Genomic DNA, 18,711 nt, shown 5'->3' with positions numbered 1-18,711 from the left:
CCGATATAGGATCGGGCGACCGATGTATGTCATGGGAAAACACCGACGAATGAAGTGGCAGTCTGGTGACAAGAAGCAGATTGAGTCCGGTATTCGTGGGTGTTCATGAGCCCGCGCGAGCGGGATGTCCTTGCCAAGGTCAGCGTGCGGCGGCGAATCGCCGCTTCGTTCCATCCATCCGCCCCCAGCTCGCCATCGCAGCCAGGCGCTGCTGCTGTAGGGCGATAAGCGCAATCTCGGCGTTGTACAGGCCGATTCCGGCGGTGGGCACGCTCAGATAGTCACTGGTGCCGCTGCGATACGAAATCTGGGCGAGTTGTAGACGCCGTCGCTGTTCCGCGATGTTGCCGCGACGCGCATCCAGTGCGGCACCGAAGGTCTCGCGGGCGGCAAGACAGCCGACGACTCCGCGAAACGCGGCCTGCGCGGTCTTGCGGTACTGCGCGGCCGCCATGTCGCGCGCGACGTGCGCGCTATCCAGGTCGGCATGGCGAACTGCTGGCGCGGCCCGCCACGGCTTACGCCAAGTTGCAGTCAATACCGACACTGAAATGGCTTCGGCTGCCCATGATTCGACATTATAAGAATAATGTCTGATCGAACAAATTGACGTACGCGGAGTGGTCACGTAACGCCTGCGGAGCCGTCTGGACGGGTCCGAGTCCCGTCCTCGCCTAGTTCGTCAAGCACGTGTCCTTTCAGGGGCTATTTGCTTGGCACGGTGACCGGCAACTCATCGCGACCAGCCGTTCTCACTACTGCGAGGAATCGAACTGGGCGATTACTTAGGTACAATGTGCAGTCGTCCACAGCGTTCGCTCTTTTCCAAAGCCCAGCCCCCCCAAATGCCTACACAAGCATCGACAAGCCCCCCAAGAGCAAGCGGTGAGATGCTCGCTCCACGGGTCCATGGAAAGGGCATGCGTAGACTGGTAGCGGAGCATGATTGGGCATCGACGCCAATCGGCCCGGCTGAACAGTGGCCGGCCAGTTTACGAGCTCTTCTTACCTTGATCCTCGATTCCACCGAACCCATGGTCATATGGTGGGGTGAGGATTGCCTACAGATTTACAACGACGCTTACGCGCCGCGTGTCGATGGTGGCGAAGGCCCGATAGCACTCGGTCAGCCTGCTGCGAATAGCTGGAAGTACGGCTGGGCATCGATCAGTCCATTGGTGAAGCTTGTCCTGGATGGCGGTCCTTCGACTGTCTATTCGAATTTTTTATACAGTATCGAACGGGATGGCTGGATCGAAGATACGTATTGGACCTATTCGTTCACGCCTGTCCGGGATGACGCGGCTGCGGTTCGCGGCGTCCTGCTCCTGTCCGAGGAAACGACTGAGCGTAATGTCAGCACGCGGCGCCAGCAGACACTGGACTTCTTGCGCCAGCAATTGGCGGACGCACACACAGTGGATGAGCTGAACACCGCGGTCGAACAGGCGGTCGCATTCAATCCGCACGACATCCACAATGCGAAACTCATGCCGCTCGACGCGGCGGCTGAAGAAGCCATGGCGGCGCCGCTCGCGGCGCGCATCACGGCGCCTGATGTCGGGGTCCCGGTCGACCTCGCCGTGTGCTTCGCGCTGTCACCAAGGGTTGCGCGCAATGCTGCGTACCGCCTTTTTCTCGAACAGTTCACGGTGCTGGTAGCAAGTGCGCGCCATCGCGTTGATAGCGAAGCATTGCGCCGGCTTGTGGAAGCCGAACGCGACCGCCTGCTGCTGGATGCGCCGGTCGGAACGGCCGTCATGATCGGAGAAGAACTCGTCTATCACCTGGTCAATTCGATGTACGCGATGGTGAGCGGCCGGCCGGCCGATCAGATGGTGGGCAAGCCTTTCCTGGATGTGTTTCCTGAACTGGAGGGCTCGCCCGTCCATGTGAAGTTCAAGGAGGTTTACCGAGCCGGGCAACCCTTCGTTTCGCAGCCGACGCTGGTACAGATCCACCGCAACGGTGGAGCGCTCGACGACCGGTACTTCACCTACAACCTCTCGCCCTTGCGGACGCTTTCAGGCGAGGTGTACGGTCTGATGGTGATCGCAGTGGACATCACCGTCCAGGTCGAGTCGCGTACCCAGGTCGAAAAACTGAATGTCGAATTGCAGGAGGCCGCCCGCGCAAAGGACGAGTTCCTCGCGCTGCTTGGCCACGAATTGCGCAATCCGCTCGCGCCGATCGTCACCGCCCTGGACCTGATGCAGATTCGTAAGGGTGACACGGAGCGTGAACAGGTCGTCATTCGCCGCCAGGTGACCCATCTGACACGTCTGGTCGACGATCTGCTCGATGTCTCGCGCATCACGCGGGGCAAGGTCGAATTGCGGAAAGAAATCGTCGACGTCCACGACGTGTTGACGGGTGCTGTCGACATGGTGATGCCGCTCATCGCGCAAAAACAGCAGCGCCTGCATGTCGATATCGTCTCGCTGCAATGGTATGGCGATCCGGCGCGCCTGGCGCAAATCGTCTCCAATCTTCTCACGAATGCAGCTCGTTACAGCCCTTCGGCAGCGGAGATCTCCCTGCGCGCCGGCATCGAGAATGAGGCACTCAAGATCGAGGTTGCCGACAACGGCACTGGACTGTCGGCAGACCTGTTGCCACACATATTCGAGCCTTTTGTCCAGGGAGAGAGAAAGCTGCATGGTTCTGTCGGCGGACTCGGGATTGGCCTGGCACTGGTAAAGAACTTGTCGGAGCTGCATGGAGGACGTGTGGTGGCGCAGAGCGAAGGCGTAGGGAAAGGAAGTACTTTCACGGTACGCTTACCGCTGACCTCGGCCCCCGGAGCGGCCCAGGATGCGCTGCCCCTCCCGGGCATGCGGCATTCCGGAAAACCCTGGCGCATTCTGGTCGTCGATGACAATGTCGACGCCGCCGACACCTTGAGCGAAGGGCTCGGCGCCTGCGGCCATGAGGTGAAAACCGCCCATACCGCAGAGGCGGCACTGCAAATCTTCATCCAGGAGCCGCTGGACCTTGCCGTTCTTGACATCGGACTGCCCGGGATCAGCGGGCATGAACTCGCTCGCTTGATGCGAGAGACCGGACACAATCTTGAGGCACGCTTTGTCGCGTTGAGCGGCTTCGGGCAGGAGGGCGACAAGGAGCGCAGCGCTGCGGCGGGCTTTGCAGCCCATCTCGTGAAACCCATCGGTTTCGAAGCAATCGACAAATTGTTGGCCGGCTCATAGCCGGCCGCCTCAGTGCTTGCTGTCCGCCTAGCCGGGCTGGCGGCACGAAGCGGCGATCTTGTGTCCGTCGAGGTCGCGGATATAGGCGGCATAGGCATTGGGCGCAAAGGGGCGCGGGCCCGGAGCGCCTTCGTCGCTGGCGCCGAGCGCAAGCGCGCGGCGGTGGAATTCGTCGATAGCGGCACGGCTGGGTGCGGCAAGGCCGATGGTCAGGCCGTTGCTTGCCGTCGCCGGCTCTCCGTTGCGCGGATAACCCACCATGAACTGGGGCGCAGCAAGCCCCCAGCCTGCGATCCGGCCGTCGACCTTCAGCAGGCGCGTGAATCCCAGCGGCGCCAGCACCTGGTCATAGAAGTTCATGGCACGCTCAAGGTCATGCGTCCCGAGCGTGAAGTGGGTGAGTATGCTCATTTTCGTTCCTGTTAAGGGGTGTGATCGATGCTGCCTGACTAGCGCTTGCTGACCTTGATGTCGGTCCGCTCGAGATCCCAGGTGGCATCGGTGCAGCCTTCGTCGCGCAGCTGGTATTTCAGGACCCGGCCTTGCGGGTTCTTCGGCATGGACGCGCGGAATTCGATATAGCGGGGCAGGGCGTAGTACGGCACCGCATCGACCGCCCAGTGGAACAGGGCTTCCGGCTGCAGGCTGCTGCCCGGCTTCAGGATTGCCGTTACCTTGACGTCGTCCTCCCCTTTATCCGACGGGACGGCATGGACGGCGACTTCCTCGATCTCGGGATGTGCAGCGAATGCCGACTCCATCTCGAAGCTGGAAATATTCTCGCCGCGCCGGCGCAGGTAATCCTTCTTGCGGTCGACGAAGTAGAAGAAGCCGTCTTCGTCGAACTTGCCGATGTCTCCAGAGTGGAACCACATGTTGCGCATTACCTTCATGGTATCGGCAGGACGTCCCCAATAGCCCATGAACATGATGTCGGGCCGCAGCGGCCGCACCACGATCTCGCCGGGCGTATTCGCCGGCAGCTCACGGTCGAGATCGTCCACGATGCGCACATCGAAGTCGGGGATGCGCTTGCCGGATGAGCCAGGCGCGGCGTATTCGCCGGCGGCGAGCGAGGTGATGACGCTCGCCTCGGTCAGGCCATAGCCGTTGCCGCCGACCTGGCGCGCGCCGAAGCGTTCGCGCCAGATACGCTTGGTTTCCTCGGTAAACGGATTCCCGCGCACGGTATGGATCTGGCCCAGGCAGCGCCGCATCGCCTCGCTGTCCGGCGCCTGCGCCAGCAAACCACCCATGCCGCCGAGGATGGACGCGATGGTCGCGCCGCTTCGCTCCACTTCCGGCCAGAAGTTCGACACCGAGAAGCGCGGGACGATCGCCACGCGGGCGCCGACCATGATATTCGCCAGCACGCCCACGCACATCGCATTCATGTGGAACAGCGGCAGGGGCGTGATCGTGACGTCCTTGTCGGTCGCCGGCCCTGCACGAAGCTGGAGCCGCGCCAGGTTGCACATGTAGTTATAGCTGAGCATGCACCCTTTCGACGGGCCCGTCGTGCCGGAGGTATAGACGATGCATGCCAGGTCGGATGGCGCAGGTTTGACCGTGATCGGGTCGTCGCAGCTGCCGCGGTGTTCGTCGAGCGAATCGATGCGCACCGGGCAGGGCGGGCGGGCGGCGAGCGCTCCGCGGTACAGGATCAGGGTGACGTCCGGCAGGCCGTCCGCCACCTGAGCGATGCGCTCCACATAATCGGCCTCGCAGATGACGATGTGGGCGCGCGCATCGGCGATCTGGTGGCGCAGGAACTCGCCGCGCAGTGCCGTGTTGACCGGAACGCTGACCGCGCACAGCTTGTTGGCGGCGATCCATCCGGTGACGGCATCGATATTATTGTCGAGCATGGTCAGGATCGTGTCGCCCGCCTTCAGGCCCAGTCCCGCCAGCGAATGCGCCAGTCGTGTCGATAATTGATCAAACTCGCCATAGGTGCTCAGTTCGCCACCGAAGTCGAAGAGTACCCGCTCTGGATGGGCCGCGACAGCCCGGTCGAGCGCGGCGATGACGGTGTCCTGCTGCCCGAGCGACCAGGTCTCGGGATTGCCCATTCCAGCCATGTTGTCTCCTTTGTCGGGACGCCCGGCGGATGGCCTGCGGAAATCCCTTGCGTTCGTTTGTTTGATGAATATAAACAGATTCGTGAAAAGTGTCAAAGAAATGCGATGTTGGCCCGCATGCACGCTTCTAATGGAGTTGGCCTTACGTTACAATCCGGGTTCGAAAAAAATGCGCTTAGCGGAGTGAATCGATGACGACTGCCGTCAAACCCAGGAAGCCGGCGACCGCCGTGAAGGCGGCAAGCCAGCGCGCGTCGAGCGCCAGCGCCGCGGCGGCGGCAAGCGCCCGGCCGAAGGCGGCGTCCGCGAAACCCGGACCGGACAAGCTCAAGGCCGTAAAGAGCACTGCGCCGGCCGAGAAGGCAAAGAAGCCGCCGGCTGTACGTAGCGGGGCCGTGCCGGTCAAACTGAACAAGCGCTCCGGCGATACGATCGCCAAGATCCTCGCCACGACGGAAGAAATCATCCTGCAATCCGGCGCCGAACGGATCTCGATCCTCGACGTCTGCCAGGAGAGCGGCATCTCGCGCGGCACCTTCTACCGCTACTTCTCGTCGCAGGACGACCTGCTCGATGCATTCTCGCGCCACAAGCGCGACCAGTTCCATGCCCACCTGATCGAAGCCGTGTGCCCCTACGAGGATCCGGACGAGCGCTTCCAGGCCGTGCTGAACTTTGTCGACGAGTACCTGGAACGCAGCCGCGCACGGCGCCTGCTGCTGGTCGCACCGGAATATGCGAGCCGCTGGTTCCAGCGCATCTTCCACGATTCGGTGCATCGCTTCCAGGATGTGCTGTCGGTGACATTCGACGCCTGGGAAGAACGGCGCGGCATCACGCTCGACCGCGAACTGATCTGCGAGCTGATCGTGCGCTTCATCCTGAGCGACGTGCTGGTGCCTTCCGGTGCGGACCGCCGCAACCTGATGCGGCGGATCGAGCGCTTCGTCATCATGCTGCTGTCGGGCCGCGTCGCGCGCCGTTGAGCAAGCCCAGGTTTTACCTGAGGTAAAACCGTTCTTCGGACCTTGCGTCCGGCCATGTGCTTCAATCCTGCGGACATCAAAACGATATCCGGGAGACAGCATGGCAGCGACAAGCGAATACGACGTGGCGATCGTCGGAGGTGGGCATAACGGGCTGGCAGCCGCGTGCTATCTCGCCGAAGCAGGGAACAAGGTGGTGGTCGTCGAAGCCCGCGAGAAGGTGGGCGGCATGGCATCCAGCGGCTACCTGATTCCCGAGGCCCCCCAGCATCTCATCCACCCATGCGCGCTCGACCTGATGTCGCTGCGCGTGCACCCGATGATGCCGCAGGAGCTGCAGCTCGAGCGCCATGGCTTTCGCCAGGTGGAGATGAGCCCCGGCTACGTCTATCTCCACCCCGACGGCAGTTCCCTGGTGTTCGGCCGCAGCGCGGAGGAGACGGCGGCCGAGATCCGGCGCTTCTCCGCACGCGACGCCGACGAGTTCCTTGGCTTGATGAAGCTGGTGAACGCCTTCATCGACGTGGCGATCCCGATGATGCGGGTCGATCCGGCCCAGCGCAATGTCGGCGCCAAATGGCAGGCGTTTCGTGCGATGTTCAAGAACCGCGCTCTCAAGCCTGAATTGATGGCGCTGATCGGCAGCCCCGCCTATACCTCGATCATGGAGCGCTTCGAGCACCCGGTGACCCAATCCGCACTGTGCTGCCTGCTGGGCGCGGCCGGTCCGATCGCGGGCGAGGCCACCGGCATCTATTTCGCCCTGCTCGGTTTCATCCACCGCTTCGGCCTGGGGCGGGCGGCGGGCGGGATGCAGACGCTGTCGAACGCGCTGGCGGCCCGCCTGCGCGAGCTCGGTGGAGAGATCATGCTCGACGCCCCGGTTGCCGAAATCCTGGCACAGGAAGGCGTGGCAAAGGGCGTACGCCTGCAAAGCGGCGCAGTGATCGGCGCGCGCGCCGTGATCGCCTCGATCCACCCGAAAATGGCGCTCGAGATGGTCACGCCCGGCGCGCTCGACCGCCGCACCCTGACCCGCGTTGCGCTGGCCCCGGCGAACGGCCATGGCGCATCGCCATTGAAAGTCGATGTCGCGCTCTCGGGGCAGGTCGGCTACAGCCGCCATGAAGCGATGCGGCCGGACGGGCTCAGCCTGCGCAAGAGCGTGCTCCTGATCGGCACTGCCGACGCGGTGCTGGACAACTTCCGCGCCGCCGCGCGCGGCGAGGTGTCGCCGCTGCCCTATATGTGGATTACCGCGCCGAGCGCCGTCGATCCGGGCCAGGCGCCGCCGGGGCAGGACGTGGCCTACCTCTATCCGGTGGCGATGCCGGTCGAGCCGCGGGAGGGGTGGGACGCGATCCGCGCCGCGGTCGGGCAACAGGTGGTTGACCATGCGGCCCAGTATATGGACGGTCTCAGGGAATACGAGATTGGGCGCCGGATCGAAGCGGCGCCGGACCTGGCCGAACGTCTCAGGGTCCACCGGGGCTGCGTCGTGCACATCGATACCAGCCCGGCGCGCAGCGCCCTGATGCGTCCCGCCGCGGGGCTGGGTGGCGACAGCTTGCCGGTGGCCGGCCTGTTCCTCGGCGGCGCCGGCGTCCACCCTGGGGGCGGCATCAACGGGCTGCCGGGACGGATCGCCGCGCGCCGGGTCAGCCGCTACCTGGCGCGCTGAGCGGGGCCGCGTCGCGCACCAGCGGGTGCCGGCTGCTGCGCTCGCGTTCGAGCGCCGACAGCACGAACTCCACCGAAAAGCGGCGCCATGCGTCGGCATCCGGTGCCCTGGCCACGTCCAGGCCGCACAGGGTCGACACGGTATAGCGGTTGACCCAGGCGCCGGTCGTTGCCAGTGCAGCCAGCGCCAGCAGCATGTCGGGATCGACGTCGGCGCGGAAGTCGCCGCTGGCGATGCCGCGCTCGATCGTCTCCTTCATCTTGCCCCTCAGGCGCGGGGCCAGCTCCGTAAAACTGTTGCGCGGCGTAATGCGGCTTTCGTGGAAGCGGACGCCTTCCTGGGCCAGGCTGCTGAGCGCACCCTCGTGGTAAGGCTGGACCATCCGCTGCAGCAGCGCGCGCAGCGCGTCGCGCGGTGGCAGGTGGTCCAGCTCGAGCGTCACCAGCGCATTCATGGCCTGCGCCGAGGAGTCGTCCAGCACACAGGCGAACAGCTCTTCCTTGCTGCGGAAATAATGGTAGACCAGCTGCTTGGTCACCCCGGCCGCATGGGCGATGTCATCGACCCGGGCATCGGCCAGCCCTTTGCTGACGAATTCGCACCGCGCCGCCTCCGCGATGCGCCTGAGCGTGTCGCGCTTGTTCGGTAAAGCCTTCAAGGGCATACAAGTGCTGGGCTGCTCGTCCATGGTGTCGTCTTCGAGATGTGGGTTCCCCGGCCTGAACACAGGGCGCTTGACTCGGGGTCAAACAAAGTTGGCGCCCGGAGCCGTCCGGATCGTGCCGGCCCCGGCTACTATGTGAACATCATTCCAATAAATGTTCAAGTCTAAAGGAGACAAGCGTGAGCACAGATATTGCCGACCTCGACCTGGAAAGCGCCTATTCCTCGGTCTCCGCAACCTACAAGGGCAAGGGCGACCTGCATGCCGCCTGCCGCGCGGCGCGCGCCACCTCGCCGATCTTCGTGGGCGACTTCATCCAACAGTTCGGCGTGCCGACCAATGCCGGGATGCAGCAGGGCACGCGCCCGACCTTCGCGCTGTTCCGCCATCAGGACGTGATGGCGGTGCTGCGCGACGCCAACAGTTATACCAGCGGCTTCATTGCCGAAGGCCTGGGCGCCTTCTTCGACGGCCTGATCGTGCTGGCGATGGACGGCGAGCAGCACCGCAGCGTGCGCGCGCTGCTGCAGCCGGCCTTCATGCCCGAGACGGTAAACAAATGGCGCGACCAGATCGACGCCGTCATCCGCAAGGACTTCCTCGAGCCGATGGTGCCGCTGAAAAAGGCCGACCTGATGGAGTTCGGCCTCGGTTTCCCAATCCGCGAGATGTATGCGCTGATGGGTTTCCCGACCGATAACACGGAGCAGTACCGCCAGTATGCGGCCTGGGCCCTGGCCATGGTCGGCGGCAACCAGATTGATCCGGGCAAGGCGGTGGAAGCACGTCGCAATGCCGGCATCGCGGTCAAGCTGCTGTACGACGCCATCCATGCGGTGGTGGTTCAACGCCGCGCCGCGGGAAGCGTAGGGGATGACCTGATCGGGCGCCTGCTGCGCGCCGAGCACGAGGGGCGCATGCTCGACGACCACGAGGTGACCACCTTCGTGCGCTCGCTGCTGCCTGCCTCGGGCGAAACCACGACCCGCACCTTCAGTTCGATGATGACCCTGCTCTTGAGCACCCCCGGGCTGCTGGAGCGCGTCCGGGCCGACCGCGCCCTGGTGCCGAAGCTGATCGACGAGGCGGTGCGCTATGAGCCCGTGGCGACTTTCAAGGTCCGCGAGACGGCCAAGGAGGTCGAGTTCCATGGCGTAACGATACCCAAGGGGTCCTTCATCCAGTGCATGGTGGCCTCGGCCAACCGTGACGAGGAAGTGTTCGAGCGTCCGGACGTGTTCGACATCGACCGCCGCGCCAAGCCGTCGTTCGGCTTCGGTTTCGGTCCCCACATGTGCATCGGCCAGTTCGTCGCCAAGATGGAGCTCAACTGCGCCGTCAATGCGCTGCTCGACCTGTTCCCGAACCTGCGCCTGGATCCGGACCAGCCGCCGCCGGTCATCGAAGGTGCCCAGCTGCGTGGCGCCGCCCACGTCCACGTCATCTGGGACTGAAGCCATGAAGACCTTCAAGACGATTCCACAGCGGGCCGACTTCGACTACCAGTGCCTGGTCGCTCCCCAGCAGGTCACCGGCGAGGGCCTGGCCGACCTGCGCGACCATTTCGGCCTGAAGCTGACCAAGCACATGCCCTTCGGCTGCGTGCGCGACCGCGAGGGCGAGATCTACGCTTTCGTGCGGGCCCTGAATGCGCCCGGCAGCAGCCCGAACCCGACCAAGTTCATCTACCAGTCGACCCGGATCGGCGACGGCAGGCACATCCGCATCGACAAGGAAAAGAGCGGCGGGCAGGCACTTACCATGTTCCCGCAGCGCTGGCTGGATAATGGAGTTGCCGGCTGGTCGAGCCTGGAGGGCGAACCAGGCAAGCCATGGCGCCTGACCGCTTCCGGAACGCAGTTCAGCTGGAAGGAGGAGGGTCTGTTCGATCTTGCCGGCAAACTGCTCGGGGATGGCATGCAGTGGTATCTGCCGGGCCGCGACTGGGGAACCTTCTACGTGTCGCAACTGTACGATGTCGCAGGCACCTGCGAGGGGCGGCCGGTGAAAGGCATCATCACCCTCGACCAGGCCTGGATGGCCGAAGGCGGAGCGATCCACTTCCAGAAGGACCTGGTGGTCAACAACAAGATGCACGTGATCTGGTGGACCTTCGCCACCGTGTATACCGACGGCAGCTGGGACAGCGGTTCCTTCATGGTCGGGCACGGGAAGCTGGGCTATGCCATCTTCCAGAACCACAAAGGGGACGTCCGCTGCACCACCGACATCGAGGGACAGGTCGTCCACAAACCAGGCTCGTATTTCGTGGAGAGTGCGCATATCGTCCTGGACGGCGCCGAGCGCTGGGACTTCGTGCCCGATCCGAAGGGCGAAATGGTCGATTTCGTGGGAGGCTTCCCGATTACCGCGCAGCAGGAAGGGCGCTGGCGCCGCGCCGGCGATACACGCGAGCCGGACCGCTCCCTCGGCTGGGGCGAAACCGACCGCCGCAACGGCAGCGCCCGCGACCTACCCGGCGCCGACCTGCCGCCCACAGGAGAATCCCCATGAGCATGGACACGGATGCCATCCGCCGCTTCCTCCACACCCAGGCCGCATGCTGGAACGCCGGCGACAAGGCGGGTTTCCTGTCGGCCTACCGAGAGGCCGCTCCGGCCGGATTGAGCATCGAGTACGTCGGCCAGCACGCTTCCGACGGCTGGCCGGTGCTGGACGCGATGTGGGCCAGGCAGAACGCCGCCATCGCCATCGAAGAAGTGGCGCTGATCGTCAACGGAAACGAAGCCGCCTGCCATAACCGCAACCTGGTGAGGGGAACGGAGCGCGCCATCGAAACGATCGAGCTCTATCGCTTCGACGGGGAAGGGCGGCTGCACGTGCGCTATTTCATCGACAGGTCCTGAGTCCACCGCAGAAGTCAGTCGACAATTTCCGGAAACCTGTATATATTGAACAGAAATAGACATTCTGTACAATAATTCAGGCCGCGCCAGATCGTCCGAGCGACAGCGGCACAGGAGACATGGATGACCGGGCTACTGCAGTGTGCAGGCTGGCGTGCCGGCGGGAGACGGCCATGACGCGCTTGCCAACCGTTCCGCTCGCCGGCTTCCCGCCATCGCTGGCTGCGGCCGTCGAGCGTGGACGCGCCAGCCGGATGCTCAGCTCGACTGTCCCGGTGCAGGTCTGGGCCCACCGCCCGGAGCTCGCCGAAGCCTGGCTCGCCACGCTCGAGGCAATCCATTCGCGCGGCCTGTTGCCGGGACGTCTGCGCGAACTGGTGCGGCTGAAAATCGCTTCCATCACGACGTGCAAGGCCTGTCAGCTGGCCCGCAAGGATGATGCGGTGAGCGAGGAGGACATCGCCTGCCTGGCATCCGGCGACGCGCGCTTCAGCCCGGCGGAACAGGCAGCCTTGCGCTATGCGGAGCTGTTTGCCGCCGATTACATGGCCATCGACGATGCCGTGTTCGATACGCTCAAGCGCCACTTCAGCATCCCCGACATCGTCGAACTGAACATGTTCTGCGCGCTGATGCTGGCGGGCGGGCGCATGACCTACGTGCAGCAGGCTTACGAGAAGGACGCGTGATGGACAGGCCGATCCTCCACCAGGTCCGCGCGATCGAAATCGCCAGCGGCATCGCGGGGCCGGCGGCAGGCCTGCAACTGTCCGAGGCCGGCGCGGAGGTGATCCGCATCGAAACGCCCACGATGACGGACGATGCCGAGTCGGTTCTGTTCTCCGTACTCAACCGCGGCAAACAGCGGCTTGCCCTCGATCTGGATACCGAGGCCGGCAAGACCGCACTGGCCGGACTGCTGACGGGCGCCGACGTGCTGCTGCACGACTTCACCCCCGACCAGGCGGCGGCGCATGGACTGGACGATGCGTCGCTGGCAGCCCTGAATCCGCAGCTGGTGGTGTCGGCGATCGGTGGCTGGCCGCGCAAGCACCCGCTGGCCGAGGCGCCGCCGCGCGAGACCCTGGTGCTGGCGCGGCTTGGACTACTGGACGAGCAGCCCGGCCACCGCCCCGGCCCCGTGTTCGTGCGCATGCCTTTCGCCGGCTGGCTCGCGGCCTGGTTCAGCGCCATCGGCGTGATGGCACGCCTGGTCGCACGCCGGCGCGACGGTCACGGCGGCGCCGCGCATACCAGCCTGGCGCAGGCGGCGCTCGCCCCGATGAGCATGCACTGGTCGCGGGCGGAACGCCCGACGCCGGTGTTCGCCAAGGGACTGTCCAAGGACACGCCGATCCCGCTGCACCGCTGCGCCGACGGCGCATGGGTGCACGTGCATTACTCGCCCGACAAGGCCCCCTGGATGGCGGAAGCGCTGGCCGCCATGGGGCCGGAGGCCGCGGCGGCGGAGAACGCCAAGTACCCGCCCAGCCACGTGGCACCCAATTTCGGCGCCAACAAGGCCATCATGGCCACCCGGCCGGCGGGCGACTGGGTGCGCCACTTCTGGGAGCACGATGTCGCGGCCCAGGTAGCAGCACCCTTCGGCGCGATCTACGCCAGTGCCCAGGCGCGCGCAAACGGCTACGTGGTCGAGATCGAAGACCGTGCGCAGGGCCGGGTGCGGCAGCCGGGGCCTTCCTACCTGACCCAGCCGCCGCCCAGGCTGCGCGGGCCGCTGGCCAGCCTCGAAGCGTCGACGCCTTCCTGGGCATCGGCCGCGCCGGTGAGGGCCCAGCCGGTCGGCACGCCACTGCCGCCGCTGGCCGGAATGAAGGTGCTCGACCTCGGCGCCTACCTGGCAGGCCCGTTCGCCACGATGCTGCTGGCCGACCTCGGCGCGGAAGTCATCAAGGTCGAACCGCCGGCGGGAGACGCCATGCGCCGGCTGGAGCGGATATTCGCCGGCACCCAGCGCGGCAAGCTGGGGGTCGCGCTCAAGCTCGGCGAAGCCGGCGCACAGGAGGCGCTCGAAGAACTGGTGCGCTGGGCGGACGTCGTGCACCACAACATCCGCCTGCCGGCCGCGCGCAAGCTGGGCATCGACCATGCGGCACTCAGCCGGATCAATCCGGCGCTGGTGTACTGCCACATCAGTTCGTATGGACCGGAGGGCGAGCAAAAGGACTGGCCCGGCTTCGACCAGCTGATGCAGGCCGCCTGCGGCTGGGAGGTCGAATGCGGCGGCCAGGGCAACCCGCCCATGTGGCTGCGCTTCGGCGTGGGCGACTACCTGGCCGCGCTGTCTTCCGTGTTTGCCGTGCTGCTGGCGCATTACCGCCGGCTCGAGACAGGGGAGGGGCAGATGGTGGCATCGTCCCTGCTCGGCGCCACCCTGCTGACGGCGGCCGAGGCCGTCATGCTGCCCGACGGCGCGATCACCCCGGTCGCGCAGCTCGACGCGGGCCAGACCGGGCTGTCGCCGGACCACCGGCTGTACCGCTGCAGCGACGGCTGGCTCGCGCTGGCGGCATGCGATGCGCACGAACAGGATGCCCTGGCACGGCTGGCCGGCAAGACGGCCGGGGAGCGCGAGGCGTGGTTCGCCGCACAGCCGCGCGAGCAAGCGTTGGCGGCACTGCGTGGCGCGGCGGTGCCGGCCGAGCCGGTGCTGGAGTCGCAGGGCGCGGCCTTCCTCGACGACCCGGCATGCGCTGCGGCCGGCCTGCATGCGCGCTACCGCCACGCGGTGTACGGAGAACTCGAACAGGTCGGCGCCTTCTGGGACTTCGGCGACCTGCCATTGAAACTGGACCGTGCGCCGCCGGCGCTGGGCGAACACAGCGCCCAGGTCTGGGAAGGCCTCGGGCTCGGCCCGGCGCAGGTCGCTGCGCTGGAGCGCCAGGGGCTGACCGTGCTGATGAACCCATCCACAGGAATTCCATGAACGAACTCGATTTTACCGGGAAGACCGTACTCGTCGTCGGCGGCTCCAGCGGCATCGGCAATGGCATTGCCCAGGCCTTCCGTGCGCGCGGGGCCGAGGTGCACGTATGGGGTACGCGGCCGCGCGCCGCGGATTACGCCGGCGAGTCCGGCTCGGACCTCGAAGGCCTGCATTACGCCCGGGTCGACGTTGCCGATGCGGACACCATCGCCACGGTGGCGCTGCCCTTCGACCGTCTCGACGTGCTGGTATGCGCCCAGGGCATCGTGCGCTACCGGCGCGAGGAATTCAAGCTGCCCGCGTTCCGCGAGGTCGTCAACGTGAACCTGGTCAGCCTGATGGCCTGCGGCGACCGCTTCCACGACATGCTCGCCCGCGCAGGCGGATCGATGATCATCGTCAGCTCGGCGGCGGCCTTCCATTCCACGGTCGGCACGCCGGCCTACAACGCCTCGAAGACCGGCGCCTTCGGCCTGACCCGCACGCTCGGCGAAGCCTGGGCCCGCGACGGCATCCGGGTCAACGGCATCGCACCGGGACTGGTCGCCACCAAGCTGACCCGGGTGACCACCGACCACCCTGAGCGGCTCGAAGCCTCGCTCAGGAAGATACCGCTGGGCCGCCTCGGCACGCCGGCCGACATGGCCGGTGCGGCGCTGTTCCTGGCGTCGCCGCTGGCGGCCTACGTGCTGGGCCAGACGCTGCTGGTCGACGGCGGCCTGCTGCTTGCATGAGACTGGACACGGGAGACTGAGATGGCATGGGATTTTGAAACCGACGCGGCATTCCAGGCGGAGCTGGACTGGATGGCGCAATTCGTGCGCGAGGAGGTGGCGCCGCTCGAGCACGTGCTGGGCAGCCCGTGGAATATCCACGATCCGCGCTTCGACCTGCTGGTGCGCCCGCTGCAGCGGCAGGTGCGCGAGCGCAGCCTGTGGGCCTGCCACCTCGGGCCGGAACTGGGCGGTGCCGGCTATGGGCAGGTCAAGCTCGGCCTGATGAACGAGATCCTGGGGCGCGCGCTGTTCGCGCCGATCGTCTTCGGCGCCCACGCGCCCGATTCGGGCAATTGCGAAATCCTGGCGGCCTACGGCACGGCGGAGCAAAAGGCGCGCTTCCTGGCGCCGCTGCTGGCCAACGAGGTCGTCTCCTGCTTCGCCATGACCGAGCCGCAGGGCGGCGCCGACCCCAAGGTATTCACCTCGCGCGCGGTGAGGGAGGGTGACGGCTGGGTCATCACCGGACAAAAATGGTTCGCATCGAACGCGCGCTACGCGGCCTTCTTCATCGTCATGGCGGTCACCGATCCGGATGCGCCTGTCTACCAGGGCATGAGCATGTTCGTCGTGCCGGCCGATACGCCGGGAATCGAGATCATCCGCAATGTCGGGGTCGCGGACGACCCGGAGGCCACCCACGCCTACCTGAATTTCGCCGGGGTGCGGGTCGGGCCTGAGTGCATGCTGGGCGAACCGGGCGCCGCGTTCGCCATCGCGCAGGTGCGCCTGGGCGGCGGGCGTGTGCACCACGCGATGCGCGTGATCGGCCAGGCCCAGGGCGCGCTCGACGCCCTGTGCGAGCGCGCACTGTCGCGCAGCACGCAGGGCTCGCTGCTGTCGGACAAGCAGATGGTGCAGGAGAAGATCGCGGACGCCTGGATCCAGCTGGAGCAGTTCCGGCTGCTGGTGATGCGGACCGCCTGGCGCATCGACAAGTATCACGACTACCAGAAAGTACGCAAGGACATCGCCGCCGTGAAGGCGACCATGCCCCGGGTCCTGCACGACATCGCCTCGAGTGCGCTGCAGGTGCATGGCTCGATCGGCGTCTCGACCGAGATGCCCTTCGTCGGCCTGATCGTGCGCGCCTACCAGATGGGCCTGGCCGATGGGCCGACCGAGGTGCACAAGGTGACTGTCGCGCGCCAGCTGTTGCGTGACTACGAAGCCTGCGACGACCTGTTCCCCGATTACCATCGCCCGACCGCCGCCGCTGCCGCCGCGGAAAAATTCCGACCGGTGCTGGGATGAGCGGCGCGACCCACGAGGGCAGGCCCGACCTGGATGCGCTGGCGCGCTGGATGGATGCGCAGGGAATCGGGGCAGGGCAGCTGCGGCGCGTTACCGCGCTCACCGGCGGGACGCAGAACGTGCTGCTGCGCTTCGAGCGCGGCACCGGACAGGCTTACGTGCTGCGCTGCCCGCGCCAGGGCGCGCCGGTCGAGGTCCAGCGCGGCTTCCTGCGCGAGGCGCGCCTGCTGCAGGCGCTGGCCGGCCGCGCGGTCCCGCATCCGTCCCTGGTGGCGTCCTGCGCCGACGCCGCCGTGCTGGGTGTGCCGTTCTACCTGATGGCCCCCGTGGACGGTTTCACGGCCACCCCGAATCCCTTGCGCGGGCGCTACGCCGAACGTGCCGCGTGGCGCCGGGAGATGGGTCTGTCGATGGTGGACGGCTTGCTGCGACTCGGCGAGATCGACCCCTGCCGGGTCGGCCTGGATGATTTCGGCAAGCCCGACGGCTTCCTCGAGCGCCAGGTTCCGCGCTGGTTGCGTCACCTGGATGGGTGCCGGCAGTACGCCGGATGGCCGGGGCCAGCATCGCTGCCCGGCGTGGCGGAGGTGGCGCAGTGGCTGGGCGAACGGGTGCCCACGCACTTCAGCCCCGGCCTGCTGCATGGCGACTATCATCTCGGTAACGTGATGTTCAGGAACGACCGTCCGGTGCTCGCCGCGATCATCGACTGGGAGCTGGCGACGGTCGGCGACCCGCTGCTCGACCTCGGGTGGCTGGTGGCGACCTGGCCGGATGCCGCGGGACGCGGCGCCGGGACGATCCGCATCACGCCGGCGCAGGGACTGGCATCGAGCGCCGAACTGGTGGAGCGCTACCGCGAAGGCAGCCGGCGCGACCTGTCGGCGATCGACTGGTACGTGGCGCTGGCGCGCTTCAAGCTGGGGATCATGCTCGAAGCCAGCCATGCGCGCTCCTGCGCCGGCCTGGCGGACCGTGGCACCGGCGCCCGGCACCACGCTTCGGCGGTACGCCTGCTCGGGCAAGCGCTGTCATCGATCGAGGGGAGCCATGCCTAGCGGTCCGGTTCCCGCAGCGTCCATGAACGCTGCGCTGGCGGCCATGGTCGCGTGCCAGGTCGGCCTGCACGCCTGCGTCCAAGGGGTACGGCTGGCCGCGCCGCTGGGCGTTCTGGCGCTGGGTCGGTCGGCCTGGTCGGTAGGGCTGGTGATGACGATGTTCGCCGTCTTCCCCGCCTTGCTGGCCTTGCCCGCCGGGCGTTTGGCCGACCGGCGCGGCTACCACCTTCCGGTACGCATCGCGGCCTGCTGCGCCCTGGCAGGGACGCTGCTGGCTGCCGCATCGCACAGCCTGTTCACGCTGTGCGCCGCCGCGGCCCTCAGCGGCGCGGGCTCCGGATTCGGGATGATCGCGATCCAGCGCAGCGCAAGCCGGCTTGCGGGCAGCGATGCCGGACGCCTGCGCGTCTTCAGCTGGATCGCGCTGGCGCCCGCGATCGCCGGCCTGGTCGGACCCATGCTGGCCGGCGTGCTGATCGACAAGGCGGGATTTTCAGCAGCCTTCCTGGCGCTGGCGCTGTTTCCGGCGGCGACCTTGCTGGCAGCGCAGGCGGTGCCGGCCGAAGCGCAGGCCGCGCTTGCCGCGCCGAGGAAGCACCAGGCTTCCGCCTGGGACCTGCTGCGCCAGGCGCCGTTTCGCCGCCTGCTGCTGGTCAGCTGGCTGGTCTCGCTCTGCTGGGACGTGCACGGCTTCGCCTTGCCGCTGCTCGGCGTCGAGCGCGGCCTGAGCGCCTCGGCGCTGGGCGCCGTGCTCGCCGCCTACGCGGCGGCCTCGATGCTGGTACGGCTGCTGATGCCGCTGCTTGCCGGGCGCATGGCGAGCGGCACCCTGCTGGCCGGCGCGATGCTGCTCGCCTGCGCGGTATTCGGCGCGTATCCGCTGCTGCACAGCGGCTGGGCCATGGCCGCCTGCGCGGCCGTGCTCGGTGTCGCTCTGGGTGTGGTGCAGCCGGCGATCCTCGCGTCGCTGCACGACGTCGCACCGCCCGGACGCCATGGCGAAGCGCTGGCGCTGCGCTCCATGGCGATCCACACCTCGATGGCGGCGATGCCGCTGCTGTTCGGCGCCGTCGGTACGGCCGCCGGCGCCACCGTCCTGTTCTGGCTGATGTCCGCGGCGCTCGGGATGGGCGGCTTCCAGGCGCGGCGCATCCGGCCATCCGCAAGCTGAATCGATCGATGGACGCA

General features: G+C 66.5%; 16 protein-coding genes. 12 read left to right on the top strand and 4 right to left on the bottom strand.

Annotation, left to right across the window (positions count from 1 at the left end; translation table 11 throughout):
* Positions 1-139 precede the first annotated feature (139 nt).
* Positions 140-628 carry a TolC family protein gene (locus LO55_RS26470; protein ID WP_143054571.1) on the bottom strand — a complete coding sequence of 163 codons (489 nt, stop codon included), beginning with the start codon at positions 626-628 and terminating at the stop codon, positions 140-142.
* A 292-nt stretch (positions 629-920) separates the two neighbouring features.
* On the opposite strand from LO55_RS26470, the gene LO55_RS19985 reads away from it, so the two are divergent.
* On the top strand, positions 921-3,209 hold the full coding sequence (locus LO55_RS19985) for a hybrid sensor histidine kinase/response regulator (RefSeq protein ID WP_071362823.1): 2,289 nt from the start codon (positions 921-923) through the stop codon (positions 3,207-3,209).
* A 27-nt stretch (positions 3,210-3,236) separates the two neighbouring features.
* On the opposite strand, the gene LO55_RS19980 is transcribed toward LO55_RS19985, so the two are convergent.
* Entirely contained in the window at positions 3,237-3,620 is a 384-nt protein-coding gene (locus tag LO55_RS19980; RefSeq protein WP_071362822.1) for a VOC family protein, read from the bottom strand.
* 38 nt (positions 3,621-3,658) lie between these two features.
* Positions 3,659-5,290: an ATP-dependent acyl-CoA ligase gene (locus LO55_RS19975; RefSeq protein ID WP_071362821.1), complete on the bottom strand. Its 1,632-nt coding sequence runs from the start codon at positions 5,288-5,290 to the stop codon at positions 3,659-3,661.
* Between the two features lie 191 nt (positions 5,291-5,481).
* On the opposite strand from LO55_RS19975, the gene LO55_RS19970 reads away from it, so the two are divergent.
* Together LO55_RS19970 and LO55_RS19965 are read left to right on the top strand one after the other, a co-directional pair.
* Complete coding sequence (locus LO55_RS19970) at positions 5,482-6,276, top strand: TetR/AcrR family transcriptional regulator (RefSeq protein ID WP_083415445.1); 795 nt, start codon at positions 5,482-5,484, stop codon at positions 6,274-6,276.
* Positions 6,277-6,376: 100 nt separating this feature from the next.
* On the top strand, positions 6,377-7,957 hold the full coding sequence (locus tag LO55_RS19965; RefSeq protein ID WP_071362820.1) for a phytoene desaturase family protein: 1,581 nt from the start codon (positions 6,377-6,379) through the stop codon (positions 7,955-7,957).
* Here the strand turns inward: LO55_RS19965 and LO55_RS19960 are convergent.
* Positions 7,935-8,621 (bottom strand): TetR/AcrR family transcriptional regulator, encoded by a 687-nt coding sequence (locus LO55_RS19960; RefSeq protein ID WP_229410193.1) that lies wholly within the window; start codon positions 8,619-8,621, stop codon positions 7,935-7,937. The two genes, LO55_RS19965 and LO55_RS19960, sit on opposite strands and share 23 nt — an antisense overlap.
* Before the next feature lie 179 nt (positions 8,622-8,800).
* On the opposite strand from LO55_RS19960, the gene LO55_RS19955 reads away from it, so the two are divergent.
* From LO55_RS19955 to LO55_RS19915, 9 genes are all read left to right on the top strand, one after another.
* Positions 8,801-10,075: a cytochrome P450 gene (locus LO55_RS19955; protein ID WP_071362818.1), complete on the top strand. Its 1,275-nt coding sequence runs from the start codon at positions 8,801-8,803 to the stop codon at positions 10,073-10,075.
* Positions 10,076-10,079: 4 nt separating this feature from the next.
* A complete protein-coding gene (locus LO55_RS19950) occupies positions 10,080-11,135 on the top strand; it encodes a hypothetical protein (protein WP_071362817.1) in 1,056 nt (351 codons plus the stop codon).
* Positions 11,132-11,488, top strand: coding sequence for a nuclear transport factor 2 family protein (locus tag LO55_RS19945; protein WP_071362816.1), 357 nt, complete (start codon positions 11,132-11,134; stop codon positions 11,486-11,488). The genes LO55_RS19950 and LO55_RS19945 overlap by 4 nt, the downstream gene beginning before the upstream one ends.
* 173 nt (positions 11,489-11,661) lie before the next feature.
* Positions 11,662-12,177, top strand: coding sequence for a carboxymuconolactone decarboxylase family protein (locus tag LO55_RS19940; RefSeq protein WP_071362815.1), 516 nt, complete (start codon positions 11,662-11,664; stop codon positions 12,175-12,177).
* A complete protein-coding gene (locus tag LO55_RS19935) occupies positions 12,177-14,435 on the top strand; it encodes a CoA transferase (protein WP_071362814.1) in 2,259 nt (752 codons plus the stop codon). Before LO55_RS19940 ends, LO55_RS19935 begins: the two co-directional genes overlap by 1 nt.
* Entirely contained in the window at positions 14,432-15,169 is a 738-nt protein-coding gene (locus LO55_RS19930; RefSeq protein WP_071362813.1) for an SDR family NAD(P)-dependent oxidoreductase, read from the top strand. The genes LO55_RS19935 and LO55_RS19930 overlap by 4 nt, the downstream gene beginning before the upstream one ends.
* Before the next feature lie 21 nt (positions 15,170-15,190).
* Positions 15,191-16,465, top strand: coding sequence for an acyl-CoA dehydrogenase family protein (locus LO55_RS19925; RefSeq protein WP_071362812.1), 1,275 nt, complete (start codon positions 15,191-15,193; stop codon positions 16,463-16,465).
* Positions 16,462-17,523: a phosphotransferase family protein gene (locus tag LO55_RS19920; protein WP_071362811.1), complete on the top strand. Its 1,062-nt coding sequence runs from the start codon at positions 16,462-16,464 to the stop codon at positions 17,521-17,523. The genes LO55_RS19925 and LO55_RS19920 overlap by 4 nt, the downstream gene beginning before the upstream one ends.
* 22 nt (positions 17,524-17,545) lie before the next feature.
* Positions 17,546-18,694, top strand: a complete 1,149-nt coding sequence (locus LO55_RS19915) for an MFS transporter (protein WP_071362810.1) — start codon at positions 17,546-17,548, stop codon at positions 18,692-18,694.
* Positions 18,695-18,711 lie beyond the last annotated feature (17 nt).

This window comes from Massilia timonae (genome assembly GCF_001866515.1).
Taxonomy (GTDB): Bacteria; Pseudomonadota; Gammaproteobacteria; order Burkholderiales; family Burkholderiaceae_D; genus Telluria; species Telluria timonae.
Note: the sequence above shows the minus strand (reverse complement) of the source record. Positions and strands in the feature narration are given on the sequence as shown.

Coding starts and splice junctions, on each gene's coding strand:
- LO55_RS19985 (WP_071362823.1), top strand. CDS start 921: ATGCGTAGACTGGTAGCGGAGCATGATTGGGCATCGACGCCAATCGGC.
- LO55_RS19980 (WP_071362822.1), bottom strand. CDS start 3,620: ATGAGCATACTCACCCACTTCACGCTCGGGACGCATGACCTTGAGCGT.
- LO55_RS19975 (WP_071362821.1), bottom strand. CDS start 5,290: ATGGCTGGAATGGGCAATCCCGAGACCTGGTCGCTCGGGCAGCAGGAC.
- LO55_RS19970 (WP_083415445.1), top strand. CDS start 5,482: ATGACGACTGCCGTCAAACCCAGGAAGCCGGCGACCGCCGTGAAGGCG.
- LO55_RS19965 (WP_071362820.1), top strand. CDS start 6,377: ATGGCAGCGACAAGCGAATACGACGTGGCGATCGTCGGAGGTGGGCAT.
- LO55_RS19960 (WP_229410193.1), bottom strand. CDS start 8,621: ATGCCCTTGAAGGCTTTACCGAACAAGCGCGACACGCTCAGGCGCATC.
- LO55_RS19950 (WP_071362817.1), top strand. CDS start 10,080: ATGAAGACCTTCAAGACGATTCCACAGCGGGCCGACTTCGACTACCAG.
- LO55_RS19945 (WP_071362816.1), top strand. CDS start 11,132: ATGAGCATGGACACGGATGCCATCCGCCGCTTCCTCCACACCCAGGCC.
- LO55_RS19940 (WP_071362815.1), top strand. CDS start 11,662: ATGACGCGCTTGCCAACCGTTCCGCTCGCCGGCTTCCCGCCATCGCTG.
- LO55_RS19935 (WP_071362814.1), top strand. CDS start 12,177: ATGGACAGGCCGATCCTCCACCAGGTCCGCGCGATCGAAATCGCCAGC.
- LO55_RS19930 (WP_071362813.1), top strand. CDS start 14,432: ATGAACGAACTCGATTTTACCGGGAAGACCGTACTCGTCGTCGGCGGC.
- LO55_RS19925 (WP_071362812.1), top strand. CDS start 15,191: ATGGCATGGGATTTTGAAACCGACGCGGCATTCCAGGCGGAGCTGGAC.
- LO55_RS19920 (WP_071362811.1), top strand. CDS start 16,462: ATGAGCGGCGCGACCCACGAGGGCAGGCCCGACCTGGATGCGCTGGCG.
- LO55_RS19915 (WP_071362810.1), top strand. CDS start 17,546: ATGAACGCTGCGCTGGCGGCCATGGTCGCGTGCCAGGTCGGCCTGCAC.